The organism is Nocardia sp. NPDC059229, from assembly GCF_042754165.1.
In the GTDB taxonomy this organism is placed as follows: domain Bacteria; phylum Actinomycetota; class Actinomycetes; order Mycobacteriales; family Mycobacteriaceae; genus Nocardia.
This window is the reverse complement of sequence record NZ_JBHZAK010000001.1, coordinates 716,034-737,832: the sequence shown is the minus strand read 5'-3', so window position 1 is coordinate 737,832 and position 21,799 is coordinate 716,034. Positions and strand designations below refer to the sequence as shown.

Genomic DNA, 21,799 nt, shown 5'->3' with positions numbered 1-21,799 from the left:
TAGGATGGGCGAAGCTCCTCCGGGAGGACCTTCTACCGGGGGTGACATGCGGCAGGACGTGAAACACCAGCTAATCGGTCGGTTTCGGGAGCTGGACACGTTGGACCGGCTAGTGCGTGAAGTGCGCGACGGTCACAGCGCGGTACTGGTGCTGCGCGGCGAGGCCGGTGTGGGAAAGTCGGCGCTGCTCGATCACCTGGCCGCACACGCAAACCACATGCAGACGGTTCGCACGGCCGGAGTCGAAGCAGAGGCCGACTTCGCATATTCAGCCCTGCAACGCCTTTGCGCCCCACTGCTGCCCCACCTCGACCGGCTGCCGCAGGTCCACCAGGACGCGTTGCGGGTCGCCTTCGGGCTGAGCGCGGGGAATCCACCCGAGATGCTGCTGGTCGGGATGGCCGTGCTCGGCCTGCTCGCCGAGGCCGCGTCCGAAGTTCCGCTGCTGTGTCTGATCGACGACGCGCAATGGCTGGATCTGATGTCTCAGCGGATCCTGGCGTTCGTCGCGCGGCGGCTCGACACCGAGTCGGTGGCAATGGTTTTCGCTGTGCGCGCAACCGATGTGTCGGCGGATGAAGGACTTTCCGGTCTGCCCGATCTCCCGATCCGTGGTCTCGCCGACGCGGACGCTCGGGCACTGCTGGACAGTGCACTGCCCGGACCGATCGATGCTCGCGTGCGAGATCGGATCGTCGCGGAGACCAGCGGGAATCCGCTTGCGCTGCTGGAACTTCCGCGTGGTCTGTCGCCGACAGAGCTGGCTTTCGGCTTCGGCGGTCCAGGCGGCGCGCCATTGGCGACACGGGTCGAGGACGGCTTCCGCCGTCGGATCGATGCACTGCCGCCCGACACCCGCACCTTGTTACTGGTCGCGGCCGTCGAGCCGGTCGGCGACGGCCCGCTGCTGTGGCGCGCCCTGGGCCTGCTCGGCATCGGGCTCGAAGCCGCGGCACCGGCTGAGGCCGCGGATCTGATCACGTTGTCCGCCCCGGTGCGGTTCCGTCATCCGCTGGTGCGTTCGGCCCTGTGGCGCGGCGCCGATGCCGCTACGCTGCGCGCCGCGCACCGGGCGCTCGCCGAGGCCACCGACGAGGAACGCGATCCGGACCGGCGCGCCTGGCACCAGGCCCACGCCGCGGTGGGGCCGGACGAGCAAGTCGCGGCCGCGCTGGAGCGCTCGGCCGACCGAGCCCTGGCGCGCGGCGGTAGAGCGGCCGCCGCGAGCTTTCTGGAACGCGCTGCCGCACTGAGTCCCGATCGGGATGAGCGGGCGCGTCGTGCGCTGGCGGCCGCCGGTACCTACCTCGCGGCGGGTGTGCCCTCCCAAGTGCCCGATCTGCTCGCCGCCGCCGAACTGAGTCCACTGGACCGGCTGCACCAGGCCGAGGCCACGCGGTTGCGAGCGCTGGCGTCGTATATGGCCAAACCGGGGCTCGGTGCGGTGCAGTCGCTGCTCGCCGCGACCACCCAGCTGCAGGATGTCGCTCCGGCCGCCGCACGTGAGACATGCCTGTCCGCGCTCGGCGCGGCCATGTGGGCCGGCCGGGTCGAACCTGACGGTCTGCGTCTGACGGTCGAGACCGCCCGCTCCTTGCCGCCCGGAGACGACACGGAGGCGGCCTTCCTGCGTGCGTTCGTCACCTGGTCCACCGATGGTTCAGGTGCCGCGGCTCCCTTTCTGCGAAAGGCATTGGACGAGTACGCCGTCGACGGCGAAGCCGGGGTGCTGTGGCTGGCGGTGGCCGCCGCGGTGGAGTTGGGAGACCTCCAGACCTGTCTCAGCGTCACCGAGCGTGCCGCCACCACCGCCCGAGCGACCGGAACGCTGTCGCTCATCCCGACCTCGCTGACCTATCGCATCATCGCCCTGATCCACGCGGGGCGATTCTCCGAGACCCGGGACTTGCTGGCCGAAGCGGCGGCCGCGGAGGAATCCATGCGAACCAGCGGGTCCACGGTCACGCCGGCCATGCTCAGCGCGTACCGGGGACGCGAACGACAGGCGGTGAGCTCGATCGAGATGATGGAACGCGACGGTCGGCAGCGCGGGCTGGGTCGGCTCCTCGGCGTCGCGGGCTGTGCCCGTGCGGTTCTCCACAACGGTCTCGGAAACTATTCGGCCGCACTGGAAGCCGCCCGGTCCGCCCTCGAATTCCGGGACTTCGCCCTGCATCATTGGGCGCTGTGCGAACTCGTCGAAGCGGCCGTTCGTGTCGGCGAACACTCCATCGCAGCCGAGGCTCGCGATCAACTGGCCGACTGGGCCGAGACGGCCACACCCTGGGCCAAAGGGGCACGCGCGCTTGCCGAGGCGCTCACCGAAGAGCCCGGCGCGACCGAGCGCTCCGAAGAACGCTATCGCGAGGCCATCGACCATTTCGGCGAAGGCGGGCTCGGCGTCCTCGAAGCCCGCACTCGGCTGCTCCTCGGCGAATGGCTGCGTCGCCGGAACCGGCGGGCGCAAGCACGTATCGAACTCCGCACCGCCCATCAGGCATTCGTGACCATGGATATGGAGGCGTTCGCCGAACGGGCTCGACGGGAGTTGCTCGCCACCGGCGAGACCGTCCGCAAACGGACGGTCGATACACCGGACCTCACTCCTCAGGAGACGCAGATCGCCCGGCTCGCCGCAGCCGGACACGCGAACGCGGAGATCGGCGCCGAGCTGTTCATCAGTCCCCGCACAGTCGAGTGGCACCTGCGCAAGGTATTCACCAAGTTGGGAGTCTCCTCCCGGCGCGAGCTCGACAGTGCCCTTTCCCCTCGCTGATCCAGAGGTTCCGGAAGACCGAGCTAGGTAAGTACGGTGAGAAGCTCTCGGCGGGAGCTGATTCCGAGTTTGGTGAATACCTTGCGCAGGTGCCACTCGATGGTTCTCGCGCTGAGGAACAGTTCCGCACCGATCTCGGCGTTCGAACGTCCGGCGCGTGCACGCTCGGCGATTCGGAGTTCCTGTTCGGTGAGTTCCGCTGTCGGCCGCGTGGACGTTCGCGACACAGAAACGCCGCACGCGGCGAGTCCGAGGCGTGCGCGCTCCGCGAATGCTTCGGCACCGATCTCGACGAACATCGAATGCGCCGTGTTCAATTCGCGTCGGGTGGCCGCTTCGGTTCCCTGCCCGCGCAACCACTCCCCGTAGAGCAAATGCGCCCTGGCCAGCGCCACGACGCCGCGACTGCGTTCGAGTCGCTCGATCGCCTCGCGATATAGGCGCTCGGCCGCGGGACCGTCGGTGAGGAGGGCTCGGCAACGAGCTTCTACGCCCAGGCCCCATTCGGTCCCGCTGGGCGCGGTGGTCGTGGCCAGTCGATCCATCGCCTGCGTCGCCTGGGTCTGGTCACCGCAGCGGACCGCTGCCTCGACGAGTTCACTGAGGGACCAGGCCGCGAAAGCCGTCTCTCGCGGGTCGGCGGCCGCCAGCGCGGCCGCATCCCTGGCCTCGGCGAAGCGGCTAAAACCGTTGTGCAGGACCGCATTCGTGTAGTTGACCAATGTGTATCCGAGGCCCTCGCCGCGCTCGGCCGCAGTTCGCCCGGCAGCGGCGATCAGGCCGGGGGCATCGGCTTGACCGTGCCAGGCGGCCACCGCCGCGGCGTCATAGGCGGGACGGGAAATCCCGGTCGCCTCGGCGACGATCTCGGACTCGGCGAGCAGGTCCGCCGCTGCTTGAAACTGGCCGGCGTGTAGATGCGCGGCAATCCTCTGTGTCAGCACAACCGGCAACATGGTCAGCGCGCCCGTTTCTCGGGTATGGCGGACGTTCAGTTCGGTGATCTCCTCCCAGGCCGTGTCGTCCCAGACCTCATAGCTGCCGTGCGCGGCGACGACGAGCCAACGAGTCGCATCGTCGACCGGCAGTTCGTCACTACGAAACGCGTCCAAAGCCCGCCGCACCAACGGCGTTCCCGGACCGTGGCCTTCGGTGAACAGCACCGCGTATGCGTCGAGTAGTAGGTCTTGCGCGCGCGGCGGTTGTCGCGGGCGAGGCGCCGACAGCGCGGCCGCTGCCACGTCCTTCACCGTCACCTTGCCGCCGTACCGGCCCGCCAGCAACGCGTAGGTGATGGCGTCCAAGTAGGTGTCGCGCGACTGGACCGGATCGAGCTGTTCGAACCGTTGCGCCATTGCCAGCAGCAGCTCCGGGGCGCGGGCGGAGTCGCCGGTCGCGAAGGCCATGTACGCACGCAGCTGACCGACTCGGGCTGAGCGCAGCTCGTCGTGCGGGCCGGAGTCCGCCCGGTCGAGCAGGATCCGAGCCCCTTCCGGGGCACCGGCGTGGTACTTGGCCGAGGCTGCCGCGAGTTCGCGTTCGGCGCGCAGTGCCGGGTCTGCCGTCAAGGCCGCCGCCCGCTCGAGGAACGCCGCCGCGGCGGCCAAACCGCCGCGAGACTGTGCTCGGTTCGCGGATGTCTCCAACTCCGCGGCCACCGCTTCGTCCGGGCCTTCGGCCGCATGGGCGAGGTGCCAGGCGCGGCGGTCCGGATCGGCCATTGGTGACGTCGCCTCGGCCAGAGCCCGATGGACCCGCCTGCGGGCGTCGGTCTCGGCAGCGTGATAAACGGCAGAACGTACCAGCGGATGGCGGAACGTGATCCGTACTCCGATGGTGAGCAACTCCGCCTCTTCGGCCGCATCGGTGGCTGCGGGACCCAGCCCGAGCACTGCCGCGGCCCGCCAGATGAGCACGGGATCGCCAGTCGAGTCGGCGGCTGCGAGCAGCAGTAGTTCCCGGGAGTCGACGGGCAGCTCGGCGATGCGGCTTCGGAAGCTGTCTTCGATGCGTCCCGACAATGGGGAAGCGTCGATGAGGCCGAACCCGCCGGCGAGCCGGTCGGGCGAGGCCAGCGCGAGTTCGAGCAGTGCCAGCGGATTACCCCTGGCCTCCGCGAGGATCGCGGCCCGGACACCTCGGTCGAGCGGCCACCGTAACGCTGAATTCAACAGTTGGAGGGCGGCGTCCGAGCCGAGGCCCGGAACCATCAGTTCGTTCAGACCATGCATGCTCGCGATCGGCTCGCGGCTGGCGATCAGCATGAGCGTCGACTCGGCCCGCAGCCGACGCGCCACGAACGCCACCACTTGCGCCGAGGCGCTATCGAGCCAGTGCGCGTCGTCCACCACACACAACAGCGGCTGCTCGCGCGCCGCTTCGGCGAGAAGATTGAGCACGCCGAGCCCGACGAGAAACGGACTCGGTGCTTCACCACCGCGCAAGCCGAAAATCGTTGCCAGCGCTTCGGTCTGGGGCGTCGGCAGGTGCTCGACCATGCCCAGCAGCGGCATGCACAGCTGGTGCAAGGCCGCGTAGGGCAGCTCCATCTCGGACTCGACCCCGGCGACTCGCAGAATTCGAACGTCGGCACCGGCGTGCAGGGCGTAGTCGAGCAGCGCGGTTTTCCCCACGCCTGCCTCGCCGAGGACGACCAGCACGGCGCTGTGTCCGTCCCGAGCCTCCTTCAGCAGGGCATCCAATCTCGCGCACTCGGTGCGTCGGCCAAACAACATCACGATCCTTCAGCGGTGGAAAAGCGCATGCTCGCGAGTCACTTCTTAAGTCATCCGACGGTTTTCGTCGAGTTCCGACTCGGTGATCCTGGACGGAATGCCACTACGCCAGCGGCGGGGTCGCCGTTTGTCACCGGAAGGTTGGTCCGTGAAACAAACCCAAGTAGTCCTCATCCACGGTGCATGTTTCCACATGTCGTCATGGGAGGGCTGGGCAGAGAAACTCACCTCACACGGTTTCGCGGCCAGAGTCCCGAGCTGGCCCGGCGAATCCGCCACCGCCGCTCTAGTCCGCGCCGACCCCGGCCCAGTGGACAGCCTCGGGCTCAGCGCGCTCACCACACACTATGAGCGGATCGTCCGCTCGTACGACAACCCGCCGGTCCTAGTCGGACACTCCGTCGGCGGTCTGATCGCCCAGCAACTTCTCGGAGATGGCCTCGGCCGTGCCGCGGTCGCCCTCGCACCTTTGCCCATCAATGGGATACCGCTGGGCGACATCCGCAGTCCCCGAGCGCGGCAACAGTATTCGGGATCGCTGTTGCGGGCACAGTTCCGGAATGCGGTCGCCAATGCGGTCGATGACGGGGAAGCCGAGCGACTCTTCGAGCAGTACGCCGTCCCGATACCGGTCCAGCTGCTGTCCGATCTCGGGCTCGGCCCCACGCTGATCGGTCCTGCTCGCACCGTGAACACCGCAAACCCTGCGCGAGGACCCCTGCTGCTCATCTCAGGGCAGGAGGACCGGATGGTCCCGGACGCGGTTACCCGCTCGGTGTACAAGCTGTACGGCGATTCCCCAGCCGTCACCGATCTCAAGCAGTTCGCTGATCGAGGCCATTCGCTCGCGTTCGACAGCGGCTGGCGTTCGGTCGCCGACTTTGTCCTGACCTGGCTGGCCACCAATGGCATCGCAGCCGTGACCGCATAAGCGCTGAGCGCCGCCGTCAGACGTCCGCTGTCCGGGTCAACGCATCGCGAAGCGCCGCCCGGGTCGTGATGCCGAGCTTGGGAAAGATCCGGTACAGGTGTGAGCTGACCGTACGCGACGACAGATGCATCCGCTTACCGATCTCCTTGTTCGTCAATCCGGCGGCAGCCAAATCGGCAATCCGGCGTTCCTGCAAGGTCAATGACGCCAGGTTCAGGGTCGAGGCGCGCGGCGGGGTGCCCGTGGCGCGCACCTCGGCCTGCGCCCGCTCCACCCAGCCCGCCGCGCCGAGCCGCTCGAACGCCTCCAATGCCGGAACCAGGTATCGCCGAGCCGCGGCTCTGCCCTGGACGTGACGCACCCGGATCCCGTGCGCCAGCCGAATCCGAGCCAGCTCGAACGGAAACCGCTCGGCATCGGGGTGCGATTCGGCCCGGGCGAACATCTCCTCGGCTTCGCGTTCGCTCTCGGCCGTCATCGCCAGCGCACCGTAGGTGATCAGCGCCAGGCGTTGCGAAATGTCCGGCAGCCCGGCATCGCGGGCGGCCAGGGCATGCGCGCGGGCCTGGTCGACGCGGCCGGTGTGGTGGGCGGCCTCGACGAGATCCAGGACCGTACGCGAAGCCTGATAGGCGTAGGGCCGCAACGTTCCTGGTGAGGTGATGCCGATGGCATACAGGTATGCGGCCTCATAATCTCCAGTGCTCAACCCGGCAATAGCGCCCGCGGAGTCGGCGACCTGGGTGATGAATCCCAGTCCGCGGGGCCGTGCCCACGCGTCCGCCTCCGCTTGCAGATCTCTTGCTTGCCCGGGCTTCCCGCGAAGCGCCGCGAGTTGGGCGAGATAAGCGCGGCTCTGTGCGGCGAACAGGTCGTGTCCGTGCTCTCTTGCCAGTTCCAGACTCCGCTGCCCGGTGTCCTGCGCCTCGTTCCATTCACCGCTGGCCATCTGGTCGAGCATTACCAGGTGCAGCATGACCATGCCGCTGGCCACGGCACCGGTCCGCAACTCACGATCGACGATGTGCTGAAGGTACGGACGGTACTGGCTCAGGATGTCGAGGTGATACGCCGCGACGGCCAGGCGGCCGACTTCCCAGGGTTCCAGGTCCGGGAGATTCGCCGTGGCCTGTTCCACCGGTCCCGCCCAGGCTGCTCCGCGGCGGATTACATCACTCCAGACGGCGCTGTACATCCGCTCGGGGGTGGTGATGGAATCGCCCAGCGAAGCGAGGAGTTCATGCGTACGCTCCCACGTCGCGTGGTCTCCGGCGTACTGACTGATTGCCAGCAACAGGATTACCAGCCGCGTCCGGACCTCACCGGAGTCGGCTGTTCCGGCGTCGCGCAGCCTCGCGATCGCGGCGGAGACCTGTCGGTGAGTGGAGCGGACATCCCCGTCCTGGTACAGCGCCTGATAGGCGTAGGCCAACACCGAGGCAGGCGATTCCGTCGCGCCGGGGGCGAGGTCGGACCGGACGATGCGGTCGGCTTGACCGAGGCGTGCCGCGTGACCGGCCACGAACGCGGCGTCAGCCAATCGCCGCGACCGCTCGCCGGAGTTCTCGCTGAGCTCGGCCGCACGGGTCAGCCAGGTCACGGCCGCCAGGGCGCCCCCACGACGGGTCGCCGACTCGGCTGCCGCCTCGAGCGCGCCGGCGACTTCCTCGTCGGGATCGACGGTGGCCGCCGCCAGATGCGACGCCCGGCGCTCGAGATTCCTCTCGTGGATCTGCGCCAATGTCCGGTGGATGGCGCGGCGCTGGTTGGGTGTTGCCAGTTGCACGATCGTGGAACGCACCAGCGGATGCCGGAAGACGAATTCACCGGTGGCCGAATCGATGTCCAGCAGCCCCGCCGCCACGGCCTGGTCGGCATCGCGCATTCGGTAGCGGACACCGGTGATCGTGTCGGAGTCGGAGCGGGTCCCGGCGCCGTCGAGGGCACCCATCAGCAGTTCGTTCCGCACGCCCTCGTCGAGGGCGGCGATCCGTTCGCCGAACAGACGCTCGAGCCGACGTGGCATCGATCCGCCGTGCGAGCCGAAGTCGTCCAACGGCAGTTCGCCCGACCGGTCGGCCAAGTAGACGGGCATCTCAACCAGCGCCAGCGGGTTGCCCTGTGCCTGCGCCAACACCGTGCGGCGAATGTCCTTGTCCAGGTTCGGGTATCGCCGATCGAGCAAGCGCGCCGCATCGTCATAGGACAGCGCGGCAACCGGCAGTTCGGGCAGTGCGGCGGTGTCGAAGCGCGACACGATGTCGGTGCGGATCGCGACGAGCAGCTTCACCGAGCTACCGGCCAGGCGTCGGCCCACGAAACCACAGACGTCCGCACTGAAATCGTCGAGCCACTCGCCGTCGTCGAGGATCAGCAGCATCGGCCGGTGTGCGCTGGCCAGGGAAAGAAGAGCCAGAACCGCGATGCCGAGCGTCATGACCGATGGCGGATTGCTCGGCACTCCGCCGAAGACGGCGTCGAAAGCCGCTCGGCTCCCTTCGTCCAGCCCGCCGATCTCGGTGAGCAGTGGATGAAGGAGCTGATGCAGCCCCGCGTAAGGCAGTTGCGACTCGGCTTCGACCCCGGCGGCCCGCACGACGGTGTGGCCCACGTGCTCGGCCGTCACAGCAGCATGGCTCAACAGCGAACTCTTGCCGACCCCGGCCTCCCCTCTCAGGATGAGAGCCCGGCCCTGGGCGGACGAGACGAAGGCCAGCAGCTCCGCCTGCTCGACCTCTCGTCCGACCATCGTCGTGTTTTCCGATTCCATCTCGACAGGCCCTCTCCCTATCTACGACTGTGTTCACCGGCTTCGCTCTGCCAGTCGATTGGCAGGACCGCCGGTCTAGAAGCTGTTCTCTCCGCGCGACAGCACCATCAGCGCCAACGGGTTACCGCGTGCTCGGGCGACAATCCCGTCTCGCACACGGGCGGACACCGAACCGGGAAGTAGCTGGCCCAGAAGCGCCCGGGCGTCTTCATCACGGAGTCTGTCCACCCGTAGCTCCGGCAGCCCGGACAGGAACTCGGCGTTGGGAGGCGCGAGCGCGGAGGCGAAGCTGGAGATGGCGAAGACCAGGGCCACCGATTCGGTGTCCAGTCGGCGGGCGACGAACGCGAGAATGGCGGCGGACATCCGGTCGATCCACTGCACGTCGTCCACCACACAGACCAGCGGTTCGTCGACCGCGGCCTCGGCGAACAGACCCAGCACGCCGAGTCCCGTCGGCAGGTGCCCGGGCGATCCGCCGCCGCTGAGCCCCAACGCCGTCGCCAGTGCGGCTCGTTGGACCGCCGGCAATCGGTCCAAATAGCCCAGCAGCGGCGCGCAAATCTGCTGGAGCGACGCGTAGGTGATCTCTGATTCGCTCTCGACTCCGACCGCGGAGATGACTCGGCTCGCCGGAACTTGCCCGGCGAGGTACGACAGCAGCGCGGTCTTGCCGACACCCGAATCCCCACGCAACACCAGCGCACGGCTGTACCCGCAGCGCACGTCCACCAACAGGCGGTCGAGCACAGCCTGTTCGTGGGCGCGACCGTGCAAGTCCACCACTTCCAGCTCCTTCGTAGCGACGGACGCCCGTCGGCATCCCTCGTCCACGTTGTCCCGAAACAACGACCCATCGCCCCTGCGTCGAACCCTGGTCCCCCCGGGCCAGGGCACGGGTCCCGCACTGGCCCGGGTCCCTGGCCGGGCGGACACCAGGGTTCGACACGGGTTCGACCGGGCAGGGCCGCACGGAAATCTGAGAACCGAGCACCACATTCGCCACAGCTAGAGAGGCAGTTCGATGCCGAAGTCACCGAATCCCCCGGAAGCCCCGGCGGGCCGTGTCGCCATTGCGATGAGTGCCCTGGCCTTGGCAGTCCTGCTCGCTGCCTTGGATCAGACGATCGTTTCGACAGCCTTGCCCCGGATCGCGGAGGATCTCAACGGTTTCAGCAACATCGCCTGGGTCAGCGCTGCTTATTTGCTCGCGTCGACGGCCGTCACTCCGCTGTGGGGCAAGCTCGGCGACATGTTCGGCCGCAAGCGTCTGTACCTGGCCGCGACATCGGTCTTTCTCCTGGCATCGGTGGCTTGTGGCCTGGCTCAGAACCTGATCGAACTGATCGGCAGTCGAGTGCTCCAGGGCATCGGGGGTGGCGGGATGATCGTGCTGACTTTCGCCCTCGTCGGTGACATCGCCGCGCCGAGTGAACGGGGCCGCTACCAAGGCATGTTCGGCTCGGTCTACGGCGTCGCCAGCATCATCGGCCCTTTGCTCGGAGGCGTCTTCACCGACCAACTCTCCTGGCGCTGGGCGTTTCTGGTCAATCTGCCGGTCGGAATCGTCGCGCTGGTTCTCGCCGCGCGGGTGTTGCCGTCGGCTACGAGAGGCGTGACCGCACACATCGATTACCTGGGCTCCATGATTCTGGCTGCCATCGCCACCGGCCTGGTGATGATCACGTCCTTCGGTGAGCGCTGGGGCTGGAGTTCACCGGCGATCATCGGGTTGATTGCCGGAACCATCTCCCTGTCTGTGGTTCTGGTGCCCGTGGAGCGCCACGCCGCGGCCCCTGTTCTGCCCCCCGCCGTATTCGCCTCGCGGACCGTCGTCCTGTCTTCGTTGATCGCCTTCTTCGCGAATGCGGCGATGTTCGCGGTCTTGGTCTATCTGCCGACCTACCTGCAGATCGTCCACGGGGTCTCGGCCACCCTCTCCGGCATCTACATGCTGCCGTTGGTCGCCGGACTGGTCGTCAGCCAATCCCTGGCCGGACGTTGGGTCGAACATGTCGAACGGCTACGGATGATCTTGTTGGCAGGTCTGATCGCCAACCTCGCCGGACTGTGCCTGCTGGGCACCATCGGAGCGGCGACCCACACCGTGGTGTTGAGCGTCTACTTCCTGATCACGGGGATCGGCATCGGAATGGTGCCCATGGTCGTGCTGACCACCGTTCAAAACAGCGTGCCGGCATCAGATCTCGGCGCGGCGAGTGCGGTGGTCACCTTCTCCCGTTCCATCGGTGCGGCTTTCGGAGTCGCTGCCTTCGGCACTCTCCTGAGCTCAGGTTTCGCTGACCGCACCAGGAATCTGCCGCCCGTCAGTGGCTTCGACGCCGCTCGTCCCGACACTGTCGGGCAGCTGCCCGATGCGTTGCGAGTCATCGCGTTGGACGCCTTCGCGCACGCGACGGCAATGGGATACCTGTGGATTGCCCCTGTCCTCGCCCTCGGTGTCATCTTGGCCCTGTTCCTCGGGCCAACTCGGAAGACCGCGGAGACCTACGGGAACCATCCCGCCGCCGGTCGATCGTTGGAACCGCGGTGACCGGTGTCGACGGACCCTTCTTCAGGGTCTACGACAGCGAGGGGCGGCACCGCGAACTCCGGTTGTCGCCCAAGCAATCACGTATCACCATCGGCCGGTCCTCGAAGGCGGATGTATCGCTCTTCTGGGATGACGAGATCTCACGTCTGCATGCCGTCGCCGAATACCTGGGTGAACGGTGGGCATTGGTCGATGGTGGTCTCTCGCTCAACGGCACGTTCGTCAATGGGGACCGGCTGGCTGGTCGTCACACGCTGAGACCCGGTGATGTGATACGTATGGGCAAGTCCCGCATTACTTTTCATGATTTCACCGAGGGTGTCGGTGGCGATCGTACAAAGACTTCCCGCGATGGTCTGCCGACGCTGAATTCGTTGACCGCGTCGCAGCGGTCGGTCTTGATCGCATTGTGCCGTCCGTATCTCACCGCCATCGATGGGTTCGCGCTGCCCGCTACCAATCAGCGGATCGCCGACGAGGTGTTCTTCTCCGTCGACACCGTCAAGGTTCATCTGCGGACCTTGTTCGCCAAGTTCGGCGTCGAAGACCTGCCGCAGAACCAGAAGCGCGCCCGATTGGCCAACCTGGCGATCAAGTCCGGGATCGTATCCGAGCGAGATATGTGAACCAGTCCGGTTGTGCTCGAGGCGAAGTGGGCGACGACGCCGCTCGCGGCCGGGCGAATTCAGCGTCATCTGACTGATTCGGTGGGGCGGTCCGGGAGGCGAGTCTCGACGGGTGTCCGGAACCACCGGCCACCATCACGATCGGAAGAACTCATGGCGAACCCCTCAACCTTCGGTCCACTGGCCGAAGGTTCGCACACCCTCGACGTCGACGGCATCACCCTGAGCTACCACGTTCACGGCACCGGACCGCTGTGTGTAGCCCATCCGGGCGGACCTGGCATCCACTGGAACTACCTGCGCTCCGCGGCCCTGGAACAGCGGCTGACAATGGTCTATCTGGAGCCTGCCGGCACCGGCGCCTCCGGCAGGCTGGCCACGCACCCGAACGGCTACACCAGGGAGCTGTACAGTCGGCATCTGGCCGCGCTGATCGACCACCTCCCGCCTTCCCGCGTTCACCTGCTGGGACATTCGTACGGGGGTTTTGTCGCGCAGTACCACGCGATTCATCGTCCCGACCAGCTGGCCGGTGTCATCTTGTACGAGAGCGCGCCGAGTACCGGCCCCGAGTTCGGCGCCGAACTTCAACGCAAGATCGGCGAGCTCGCGGAGCGATATGCCGGGCATCCGCTGCTGCCCGGCGTCATGAAGACGATCGCCGAGTTCCCCACTATCGCCGACGACGAGACGATGGTACGTGTGGCCCGGGGGATCATCCCGGCCTATGTTGCGTCGTACTGGGCCGACCCGAGCCCGTGGGTCGATTTCCAGAACGCCACGCAGGCAACCTTCATCTCCGGACTGGACGAATTCGGCGCGCCCGACCCCATCGACGATCGGACCGGGCTGCCCGAACTACGGGTGCCCGCTCTGGTCGTGGGTGGCCGCTTCGACGTGATCTGCGGTGTCCGCTGGGCCGAGGAACTCCACAAGCTGATCCCCGGATCGCGCCTGTTGATCCTCGAACACAGTGGGCATTTCGGGCACTTGGAGCAGGAAGAACTGTTCGCGGAGTCGGTCGCCGAGTTCGTCGCCGCCTCGGGCCGTTAGCTCACCGCATACGACTTTCGCCCTCGGGCCGCTCATGCGGCCCGAGGGCGAAATAGGTTTGCGAATCCGCTTGTTGCGGTTCGGTATTCGAGTGTGCCGGTCAGTCGTGAAGGCTGGATGATTCGGCGATGAGGGTCGGTAGATGCCCATGCGCGGCTCTCCCGTGCCCGGGGACCAGGACACGCGCCCGTTCGATAGCGAGAGTGTGAACACTGGCCCGCGTGCGGATCTCGTTGTGGTTGAACACTTGTGGCAGCAGTTGGGGTCCGGATCCCGGTAGCAGAGGGTGCCCGGTGACGAGTGCGTCCCCGGAGAACAGCACCCCTTCGGAGGGCATGAGGTAAGCCGTATGCCCGTCGGTATGTCCCGGTGTCGGGATCGCGACGAATCCGCCAGGCAGCGCCGCCAGCACTGTCGGATCCACTGCCCGCGCGGTGGGTACACGCATCTCGAGATGTCCGGCGACCGCGCGTGCCGTCTGTACTACCCACCGGGCCCCTCGTGGTGTCGTCAGCTGTCGCAGCATCTGTGACGCCGTGATTTGTTGCAAATACTCACGTTTGGCGTGCGGAACTTCCAATTCGCCGGTGTAGACGGCCATGCCGACCTGCTCGACGAGCGTGGGTATCGCGCCGATGTGATCGAGGTGTGCGTGGGTCAGCAGGACAGCGGCGACATCGGCGAGCGCATGACCGATCTGACGTACGGAATCGAGTACCGTACTCGTGTCGAACGGATAGCCGGCGTCAATGATCGTGACGCCGGATCCGTCGCTGACCAACGCCCAATTGACATTGGTTCCCGACACCACATATACCGAGTCGGAGACCTGTGCGATCTTCAATTCGCATCCTCGCTCATGCTTGATCTGATTGTGGCAGTGGGTGTTACGCGAATGACGCCGCGCCAGCGGTTCACTCGGATGCTGATGCGGGCCGCCGTCGACATCGAAGGTTCGGTTGATGGCTCGTCCGTTCCGATGTCGTCGGCGGCCCGCTGCGATTTCATCCGGGTATCGCCGCCTGGCGGCGGTCAGCCCGCGTTCGTGTCGCTGTCGTTCGCGAGGAAGTCGAGCAGCGCGGGGTTGACGACCTCGGGGTGCGTCCAGGCGATGTTGTGCGGACCGCCCTGCACGGTGACCACGGTCAGGTCCTTGACGAGGCCGGGGAGCCGGGCCGCGGTAGCAGAGTACGGCAGGATGCGGTCGTCGTCGCCGTGGATCAGCAGCACGGGGACGTCGATGGCGGGCAGATCGTCGCGGAAGTCGGTCAGCCAGGTGTCGACGCAGGCGTAGGCGGCGTGGGTCGAGGCGGACACGGCGACGTTGAAGCTGTTCTGCCAGGCCTGTTCGCTGATACGGGTGCCGCCCAGCACGTCGACGTTGTAGAAGTTGTCCAGGAAGTCCTTGAAGTAGGCGGGCCGGTCGGCGAGGACCGCGGCCTTGATGCCGTCGAACACCGACTGATCCACACCCTCCGGATTGTCCTGGGTCTTGCGCAGATACGGCGGAACCGAGCCCATCAGAACGGCTTTCGAGATGCGCGCCGACCCGTACTGGCCCAGGTATCGGGTGACTTCACCGGTGCCCATGGAGAACCCGACCAGGATGGCGTCGTTCAGGTCCAGGTGCTCGAGGAGGGCGTACAGGTCGTTGGTGAAGGTGTCGTAGTCGTAGCCGACCGTCGGGTGGCTGGATTTGCCGAAACCGCGCCGGTCGTAGGTGATCACCCGGTAACCGGCCTCGAGCAGCACCCGCTGCTGCTTCTCCCAGGAGGCGCCGTTGAGGGGATATCCGTGGATAAGCACGACCGGTCGGCCGGTGCCGTGGTCTTCGTAGTAGATGTCGATGGTGTCGCTGTTCTCGCGACCCACGGTCAGCTTGGCCATGGTGTTTCCTTCTCGATGACGAAGTGGATGTGCGGTTGAAGTCTGATTCCGGGCGGGTGTCGTCGGCATCAGTCAACTGACGCATTTCCGGGCAACGGCATCGATCAGTCGAGGCCCATGCGATTAGGTCGTGGCCTGCGTCAGTTGACAGATGTGGCGGTGTGGCGCGAGGCGCGAAAGTAGGGGCCGTACAACGTGCTTCATCGCTCCTCGAAAGGACACCACAATGGACGACATCCGACGCTCTCGAATCCGGCGCGCGAGCCGGGCGATCGCAGCGGTCACGGCCGCCGTGGCGGCCGGTAGCCTCGCCGTCGCATGCACCGCGAGCACTACCACCCACGCCGGGCCCACCGAGGATGCGCCCAAGCCGACCGTGGTGCTGGTGCACGGCGCGTTCGCCGACGGATCCAGCTGGAACGATGTGGTCGACAAGCTGCGTAAGGACGGGTATCCCGTTGTCGCCGCGGCGAATCCACTGCGCGGGCCGAGTTCCGACGCCACCACCCTGCGCGGGCTGATCAGCCACGTCAACGGACCCGTCGTCCTGGTCGGGCACTCCTACGGCGGATCGGTCATCAGCACCGCCGCGGCCGGAATCGACCAGGTCAAGGCACTGGTATACGTGGCAGCGTTCCTCCCCGCGCCGGGGGAGTCCGCGCTCGAGCTGACCAACAAGTACCCGGGATCGACCCTGCCGGGCACACTGAATCCGGTCCCGTTCACCAATGCCGACGGCAGCACCGGCACCGATCTCTACATCCAGCAGGACAAGTTCCACGACCAGTTCGCCGCCGATGTCCCGGCCGACCGCGCCGCCCTGGCCGCGGCGAGCCAGCGCCCGATCCTGCAGGCCGCCCTCGAGGAGAAGGCCACCACCGCGGCCTGGACCGACAAGCCCAGCTGGGACGTGATCACCACCGAGGACCTCAATATTCCCGTTGCGGCGCAACGGTTCATGGCCGAGCGGGCGCACGCCCAGTCCATCGAGATCGCGGCCTCGCATTCGGTCGCCGTCTCGCATCCGGACAAGGTGGCCGAGGTCATCGAGCGGGCCGCCAAGAGCTCTGCCGCGCACTGAGTAGACGCGAAACATATACGAGGAGAGAACGAATCATGGGAACACTGGATGGCAAGGTAGCCATTGTTTCCGGCTCGGGCCGCGGCATCGGCCGCGAGATCGCGCTGAAACTCGCTTCCGAAGGCGCGGCTGTCGTGGTCAACGATCTTGATACCGGACCCGCCCAGGAAACGGTCGCCACGATCAAGGCCGCAGGCGGAAACGCCGTCGAATGCGCGGGCAACGTCACCGCAGCGGGTTTCGCCGAGCATTTCGTTCAGACCGCCGTCGGCTCTTTCGGCGGACTCGACATCATCGTCAACAACGCTGGCTACACGTGGGATTCAGTGATCCAGCGAATGACCGACGAACAATGGAACGCCATCCTCGACGTGCACCTCACGGCCCCATTCCGGATCCTGCGGGCCGCCCAGCCGGTGATCGCAGCCCAGGTGAAGCGGGCCAAGGAAGCGGGGGAGCCGGTCCCGTGCCGCAAGGTCGTGAACATTTCCTCGGTTGTCGGTACCGGAGGCAATGTGGGACAGGCCAATTACTCGGCGGCCAAGGCAGGCGTCATCGGCCTGACCAAGACTGTTGCCAAGGAGTGGGGTCGCTACAACGTCACGGTCAACGCCGTGGCATTCGGCCTCATCAAGACTCGCCTCACCGAGGCTTCAATGGCTGGCGACGGCACCATCGACATCGAGGGCCGCAAGGTCAAGGTAGGCGCCGACCCGAACCAGTTCACCGCCATGGAGCAGATGATCCCGCGCGGTCGTGCCGGAACCCCGATCGAAGCGGCAGGTGCCGTCTACCTGTTGTGTATCCCCGAATCCGACTTCGTCAGCGGGCAGACCCTCATCTGTGGTGGCGGCTTCACCAATTGATCTCGAATCTCTGATTCCCCGAACGTGGAACCGAGATGCATTGCGCAACAGAAAGATAGGAGAAGTATATGAAATCGACTCGGACTGTACGGAACTCGCCCCGATATGGGATACACGCCGCGATGACAGCGCTAGCGGCTACAGGTGTGACCGCCGCGATGGCGATTCCGGCCGCCGCAACCCCTGCGGAGGGGGTCACCGGCACGATTCTTGCCCAGGCCAGTATCGGCGGCACCGACTATATTCTCCGCGAAATCACCATCGCACCTGGTGGATCCACGGGCTGGCACTATCATGACGGCCCCGTCTACGGCACTGTGCGCAGCGGTGTCCTGTCCCACTATCACTCCGACTGCACACTTGACGGCATCTACCATCCGGGCGAGTCCTTGGTCGAAACCCCCAGTCCCAGTTACGTTCACATCGGCCGCAACCTGGGATCCGAGCCACTGGTTCTGGACGTGCTCTACGTCCTGCCATCCCACAGCCCGCTGTCGGAGGACGAACCCGCCCCCGAATGCGACCGATAAGAGCTCGCTGCATCCGGATATCGCAGAACAGAGTTCGACTCCAAGAAGAACCTGACCCAATCGTGGGCAAAAGCGCGCCATCGACCGGACGCGGTGTAACTCACGGGTAGCTCAACGAAGAGGTGCCGAATTCGACGTAATCGCGCAACAGGAGATCGAAATGTATCGGACATACCCGGGCACAGAGCGAGTGACCATTTCGCCGGAAGGACGTCGGGCCGCGTTGGCCGGCGCGCTGGGCAGCGTGGTCGAGCTGTACGACTTTCTGACCTACGGCCTCGCGGCGGCAAGTGTGTTCGGGAAGCTGTTCTTCCCGGCGGCCGCTCCATGGGTTGGCGTGCTGTTGTCGTTCGCGACCTTCGGTGCCGGTTTCGTCGCCCGGCTGTTCGGGGCGGCGGTGTTGGGAAATCTCGGTGATCGGTTGGGGCGCAAGCCTGTATTGCTGCTGTCGGTGGGTGTAGGTGGGCTTGCGACGGTGGCGATCGGTGTGCTTCCGACCTACGCCGCGATCGGTGCGCTGGCGCCGCTGACGCTGGTGCTGCTGCGGGTCGTGCAGGGCTTCTTCGTCGGTGGTGAAGTCGGTGGTGGGATCCTGGTCGCCGTCGAACATGCGTCGCCCGGTCGTCGGGGCTGGTACGGCAGCTGGATCATCACCGCCCTGGTCGGTGGTTCGGTGCTCGCCGGCCTTGCCTCGTTGTTTGCGCATACGGTGGCCGGGACCGAGTTCATCACTTGGGGTTGGCGTTTGCCGTTCCTGATCAGTGCGGTGCCGACCGTGGTGACGTTGCTGGTGCGTTCGGGATTGCCGGAGACGCCCGAATTCGAAATCCACAGGGACAAAGACGATCTGGTTCGATGGCCTTGGCTGCGGGTGTGGCGAACAGCGTGGCGGCAGATCGTGATCGTGGCAGCCACGAATACCGGGCTGACCATGATGACCTTCACCCTCATCACCTTCGTCCTGTCCTACGGACTGAACACCTTGCACATCGCGCAGCCGGTACTGCAGCGCGCGACTTTGCTCGCTCAGTTCCTTCTCTTGCCTTCGGCTCTGCTGTTCGGGCATTTGAGCGACCGCTATGGCGCATTGCGAATCATGTTGGGCGGAGCGATTTTCAATACTCTGGTCGCGTTCCCGCTCTACTGGTTGCTGGATACCAAGCAACCCGTGCTCCTCACCCTGGCGATCTGCATTGCTCAGATGGGCACCGGCGCCATGCTCGGCCCGCTGGCCGCGGCGTTCACCGAGGCCTTCGACGTTCGCGTCCGGTACAGCGGTCTGTCGTTGGGATACCAACTCGGGGCGGTGCTCGGCGGCGGCCTGGTTCCACTGGTCGGAACCGCACTCGTGCACTGGTCCGGTGGAGCCTCGTGGCCCGTCGCGCTGTACCTGATGGCGGGTGGCCTGGTGAGCGTCACCGGTGTGCTGGCAATGCGCACTGCGCGCCGCGCGAGCTGAGCCTGCACAGGAGCCGGGGAGGCATACGCGGGGCAACTGCTCGAGCCTGTCCGTGCTGTCGCGGCGGTCGGGTCGATTTGGCATCAAAATTGGCATCACGATGGGGCGGGACCCGACAGACGGTATGGGATCACGTGGACAAGCTGGATGGTTGAAAGCGTTCTGACCTGTATAGATAGGACGTGGTGGAATATGGCGGCACGTCCTGGACGGTGTCCGGTTGGCTCATAACCCAGAGGTCGCAGGTTCAAATCCTGTCCCCGCTACTAGGCAAAAAGGCCCGGAACCATCAGGTTCCGGGCCTTTTTCGCGAGCTGGCGGCGCGGGCAGCTGCGTCTTCGTCCATACCGGGGAGGACATGCTGGTGTAGAACTTCACCAGCATCGGCGCGGTCGGTTTCCTTGCTGAAAAGGGCTTTGTGACACTGACTTTCGATGCTGCGTGCCAGGGCGAGAGCGGTGGCGAGCCCCGGGTCTGGAAGACCCGAACCACCGAGTCGAAGATATCAAGGCCGCGGTGTGCTATCTGACCACCCGGTCCGAGGTCGATGCCGAACGCATCGATGCGCTCGGTATCTGCGCGTTTGGCGGCTATGTGCTCTCGGCCACCGGTAGTGACCATCAGCAGTGCCGTTGATCGGGCAGCGTCCGCTTCTCATGATCCCGGGTACTGACCGTTTGAGCGCATCGCGGCTCGGAGCCACTGGCGCCCTATTTTGTGGCCGGATGATCGAACTCGCTGCCCACGCCGCGGGTGTCGGGCGGTGTGCGAGATCCCGGCGCCGCGGTTCCGGTCCTGCGGCATCGAATTACGTCGGCTGGAGCGTCAGGTGACTGATGTGCCGGTGCTGGTGCGCTGGCCACAGTGAGGGGGAAGTTCCAACCGAGGAGAGATCTTGAAAAGACGGCTTCTGACTATCGCGACCGTCGGCATCACGGTGGCCGGCGCCGCCGCCATCTACGCACTGGTGGACATGTCGGACGATTCCGCGGCCGCCCCCGCGAGCGCAAACGCGTTCAACTGCTCCACATTCCAGATACCGGCACCGGCCGGCGCCACGGTGGAGTCCCTGACGGCGACCAACGTCTCCGCAGGAGCGTTTCAGGTCCCCGGGAGCCCGCCGCTGGGCGGCTACCCCGTGCCCGACGTCCCCGCGCACTGCGAAGTGACGGTCACACTGACCCACCCCGGCGCCAACGACCACGCCAAGGTGCAGGTCTGGCTACCGGAGTCCGGCTGGAACGGCCGACTCCAGGCGGTCGGTGGCGCCGCCTACGCCGCGGGGAACATCGGCAGCGTGGCCACGGCCGTCAAGCAGGGCTACGCGGCCGCGACCACAGACGCCGGCGTGGATACCAGCGGCCTGGACACCAGTTGGGCGCTGAACTCGAGCGGTCAGGTGAACACTGCGCTGCTCGAGAACTTCGCCTCCCGCTCGGTGCACGAGCTGGCCGTCGTCGGCAAGCAGGTCGTCACCGACGTCTATGGCCATGCCGCGTCCTACGCCTACTGGAACGGCTGCTCCACCGGCGGACGACAGGGCTACATGGAGGCCCAGAAGTACCCGACCGACTTCAACGGCATCAACGCCGACGCCCCGGCCATCAACTGGAACCAGTTCGAGGTCGCCACGCTATGGCCGCAGGTGGTGATGAACGAGGCCCACACCTACCCGACCACGTGCGAGTTCAACGCATTCAACCAGGCCGCAGTCAAGGACTGCGACGCGCTGGACGGCGTTGTCGACGGTCTGATCAGCGACCCGAGCCGGTGCAACTTCGACCCGCGCCGCCTGATCGGCACCAAGGTTCAGTGCAACGACAAGGAGTACACGATCAGCGAGGCCGACGCCGACGTGGTCCGCAGGATCTGGGACGGTCCGCGGGACGCGAACGGCAAGCAGCTGTGGTTCGGCCTGCCGACCGGCGCCGACTTCAGCTCGCTGACGGCCAGCACCGCCGGCGCGAACGGCGTCACCACGGGCGTGCCGTTCACCGTCCCCGCCCAGTGGGTCGCCACGTTCGTGGAGAAGCAGCCGGCGTTCAACACCGCGAACCTCACCTACGCGCAGTTCGACCAGATCTTCCAGCAGGCCCGCTCCGAGTACGACTCGATCATCGGCACCTCCGATCCGGACCTGTCAGCGTTCCGCGCCGCGGGCGGCAAGATGATCACCTGGCAGGGCGACGCCGACCAGCTGATCCCTACCGCGGGCACCGTTGACTACCGCAACCGCGTGGATGCACTGATGGGCGGAACCACCAAGGTCGACGACTTCTACCGCGTCTTCCTGGCACCGGGTGTCGCGCACTGCGCCCTCACCGGCAGCACCGTCAACGACCTGACCGCCCTGACAGCGTGGGTTGAGCACGGCCAGGCACCGGAGGTCCTACAGGCCACCCTGACCACCGCCACCGGCCAGACGGTCTCGCGCGACATCTGCCGCTTCCCGTTGGTCTCCCATTACAGCGGCGACGGCGACCCGACGTCCCCGGCCAACTTCCGTTGCGTCGCACCCTCGCCCTAGCACC

General features: G+C 66.3%; 15 protein-coding genes. 10 read left to right on the top strand and 5 right to left on the bottom strand.

Annotation, left to right across the window (positions count from 1 at the left end):
• The first annotated feature begins 4 nt into the window (after positions 1-4).
• Entirely contained in the window at positions 5-2,776 is a 2,772-nt protein-coding gene (locus ACFXHE_RS03450) for a helix-turn-helix transcriptional regulator (RefSeq protein ID WP_379379367.1), read from the top strand.
• 23 nt (positions 2,777-2,799) lie between these two features.
• Here ACFXHE_RS03450 and ACFXHE_RS03445 read toward each other — a convergent pair whose 3' ends face one another.
• Complete coding sequence (locus ACFXHE_RS03445; RefSeq protein ID WP_379379365.1) at positions 2,800-5,511, bottom strand: AAA family ATPase; 2,712 nt, start codon at positions 5,509-5,511, stop codon at positions 2,800-2,802.
• A 148-nt stretch (positions 5,512-5,659) separates the two neighbouring features.
• Here ACFXHE_RS03445 and ACFXHE_RS03440 point away from each other — a divergent pair, with 148 nt between their 5' ends.
• Complete coding sequence (locus ACFXHE_RS03440; protein WP_379379363.1) at positions 5,660-6,442, top strand: alpha/beta hydrolase; 783 nt, start codon at positions 5,660-5,662, stop codon at positions 6,440-6,442.
• A 16-nt stretch (positions 6,443-6,458) separates the two neighbouring features.
• Here the strand turns inward: ACFXHE_RS03440 and ACFXHE_RS03435 are convergent, their stop codons facing one another.
• Positions 6,459-9,191, bottom strand: coding sequence for an AAA family ATPase (locus ACFXHE_RS03435; protein ID WP_379379362.1), 2,733 nt, complete (start codon positions 9,189-9,191; stop codon positions 6,459-6,461).
• Between the two features lie 96 nt (positions 9,192-9,287).
• Entirely contained in the window at positions 9,288-9,998 is a 711-nt protein-coding gene (locus ACFXHE_RS03430) for an AAA family ATPase (protein ID WP_379379360.1), read from the bottom strand.
• Positions 9,999-10,236: 238 nt separating this feature from the next.
• Here ACFXHE_RS03430 and ACFXHE_RS03425 point away from each other — a divergent pair, with 238 nt between their 5' ends.
• The 3 genes from ACFXHE_RS03425 to ACFXHE_RS03415 all read left to right on the top strand — a co-directional run bounded on the left by ACFXHE_RS03425 (position 10,237) and on the right by ACFXHE_RS03415 (position 13,445).
• Positions 10,237-11,766 carry an MDR family MFS transporter gene (locus ACFXHE_RS03425; RefSeq protein WP_379379358.1) on the top strand — a complete coding sequence of 510 codons (1,530 nt, stop codon included), beginning with the start codon at positions 10,237-10,239 and terminating at the stop codon, positions 11,764-11,766.
• The gene (locus ACFXHE_RS03420; protein ID WP_379379356.1) at positions 11,763-12,392 is read left to right on the top strand and encodes an FHA domain-containing protein; all 630 of its coding nucleotides are present in this window, start codon (positions 11,763-11,765) and stop codon (positions 12,390-12,392) included. Before ACFXHE_RS03425 ends, ACFXHE_RS03420 begins: the two co-directional genes overlap by 4 nt.
• 153 nt (positions 12,393-12,545) lie before the next feature.
• Complete coding sequence (locus ACFXHE_RS03415) at positions 12,546-13,445, top strand: alpha/beta fold hydrolase (RefSeq protein WP_379379354.1); 900 nt, start codon at positions 12,546-12,548, stop codon at positions 13,443-13,445.
• A gap of 100 nt (positions 13,446-13,545) precedes the next feature.
• On the opposite strand, the gene ACFXHE_RS03410 is transcribed toward ACFXHE_RS03415, so the two are convergent.
• Together ACFXHE_RS03410 and ACFXHE_RS03405 are read right to left on the bottom strand one after the other, a co-directional pair.
• Positions 13,546-14,289 (bottom strand): MBL fold metallo-hydrolase, encoded by a 744-nt coding sequence (locus tag ACFXHE_RS03410; RefSeq protein ID WP_379379352.1) that lies wholly within the window; start codon positions 14,287-14,289, stop codon positions 13,546-13,548.
• A gap of 188 nt (positions 14,290-14,477) precedes the next feature.
• The gene (locus ACFXHE_RS03405; RefSeq protein WP_379379350.1) at positions 14,478-15,332 is read right to left on the bottom strand and encodes an alpha/beta fold hydrolase; all 855 of its coding nucleotides are present in this window, start codon (positions 15,330-15,332) and stop codon (positions 14,478-14,480) included.
• Between the two features lie 226 nt (positions 15,333-15,558).
• On the opposite strand from ACFXHE_RS03405, the gene ACFXHE_RS03400 reads away from it, so the two are divergent.
• The 5 genes from ACFXHE_RS03400 to ACFXHE_RS03380 all read left to right on the top strand — a co-directional run bounded on the left by ACFXHE_RS03400 (position 15,559) and on the right by ACFXHE_RS03380 (position 21,795).
• Positions 15,559-16,413, top strand: a complete 855-nt coding sequence (locus ACFXHE_RS03400; RefSeq protein WP_379379348.1) for an alpha/beta fold hydrolase — start codon at positions 15,559-15,561, stop codon at positions 16,411-16,413.
• 35 nt (positions 16,414-16,448) lie between these two features.
• Positions 16,449-17,279 (top strand): SDR family NAD(P)-dependent oxidoreductase, encoded by an 831-nt coding sequence (locus ACFXHE_RS03395; RefSeq protein WP_379379346.1) that lies wholly within the window; start codon positions 16,449-16,451, stop codon positions 17,277-17,279.
• Between the two features lie 146 nt (positions 17,280-17,425).
• Positions 17,426-17,809 (top strand): cupin domain-containing protein, encoded by a 384-nt coding sequence (locus tag ACFXHE_RS03390; RefSeq protein ID WP_379379344.1) that lies wholly within the window; start codon positions 17,426-17,428, stop codon positions 17,807-17,809.
• A gap of 160 nt (positions 17,810-17,969) precedes the next feature.
• Positions 17,970-19,268, top strand: a complete 1,299-nt coding sequence (locus ACFXHE_RS03385; protein WP_379379342.1) for an MFS transporter — start codon at positions 17,970-17,972, stop codon at positions 19,266-19,268.
• 895 nt (positions 19,269-20,163) lie between these two features.
• Positions 20,164-21,795 carry a tannase/feruloyl esterase family alpha/beta hydrolase gene (locus tag ACFXHE_RS03380; protein ID WP_379379340.1) on the top strand — a complete coding sequence of 544 codons (1,632 nt, stop codon included), beginning with the start codon at positions 20,164-20,166 and terminating at the stop codon, positions 21,793-21,795.
• Positions 21,796-21,799: the final 4 nt, after the last annotated feature.

Excerpts from the sequence above, each read along its gene's own strand:
- ACFXHE_RS03450 (WP_379379367.1), top strand. The coding sequence starts at position 5 with ATGGGCGAAGCTCCTCCGGGAGGACCTTCTACCGGGGGTGACATGCGG.
- ACFXHE_RS03445 (WP_379379365.1), bottom strand. The coding sequence starts at position 5,511 with ATGTTGTTTGGCCGACGCACCGAGTGCGCGAGATTGGATGCCCTGCTG.
- ACFXHE_RS03435 (WP_379379362.1), bottom strand. The coding sequence starts at position 9,191 with ATGGTCGGACGAGAGGTCGAGCAGGCGGAGCTGCTGGCCTTCGTCTCG.
- ACFXHE_RS03425 (WP_379379358.1), top strand. The coding sequence starts at position 10,237 with ATGCCGAAGTCACCGAATCCCCCGGAAGCCCCGGCGGGCCGTGTCGCC.
- ACFXHE_RS03415 (WP_379379354.1), top strand. The coding sequence starts at position 12,546 with ATGGCGAACCCCTCAACCTTCGGTCCACTGGCCGAAGGTTCGCACACC.
- ACFXHE_RS03405 (WP_379379350.1), bottom strand. The coding sequence starts at position 15,332 with ATGGCCAAGCTGACCGTGGGTCGCGAGAACAGCGACACCATCGACATC.
- ACFXHE_RS03400 (WP_379379348.1), top strand. The coding sequence starts at position 15,559 with ATGGACGACATCCGACGCTCTCGAATCCGGCGCGCGAGCCGGGCGATC.
- ACFXHE_RS03395 (WP_379379346.1), top strand. The coding sequence starts at position 16,449 with ATGGGAACACTGGATGGCAAGGTAGCCATTGTTTCCGGCTCGGGCCGC.
- ACFXHE_RS03385 (WP_379379342.1), top strand. The coding sequence starts at position 17,970 with ATGTATCGGACATACCCGGGCACAGAGCGAGTGACCATTTCGCCGGAA.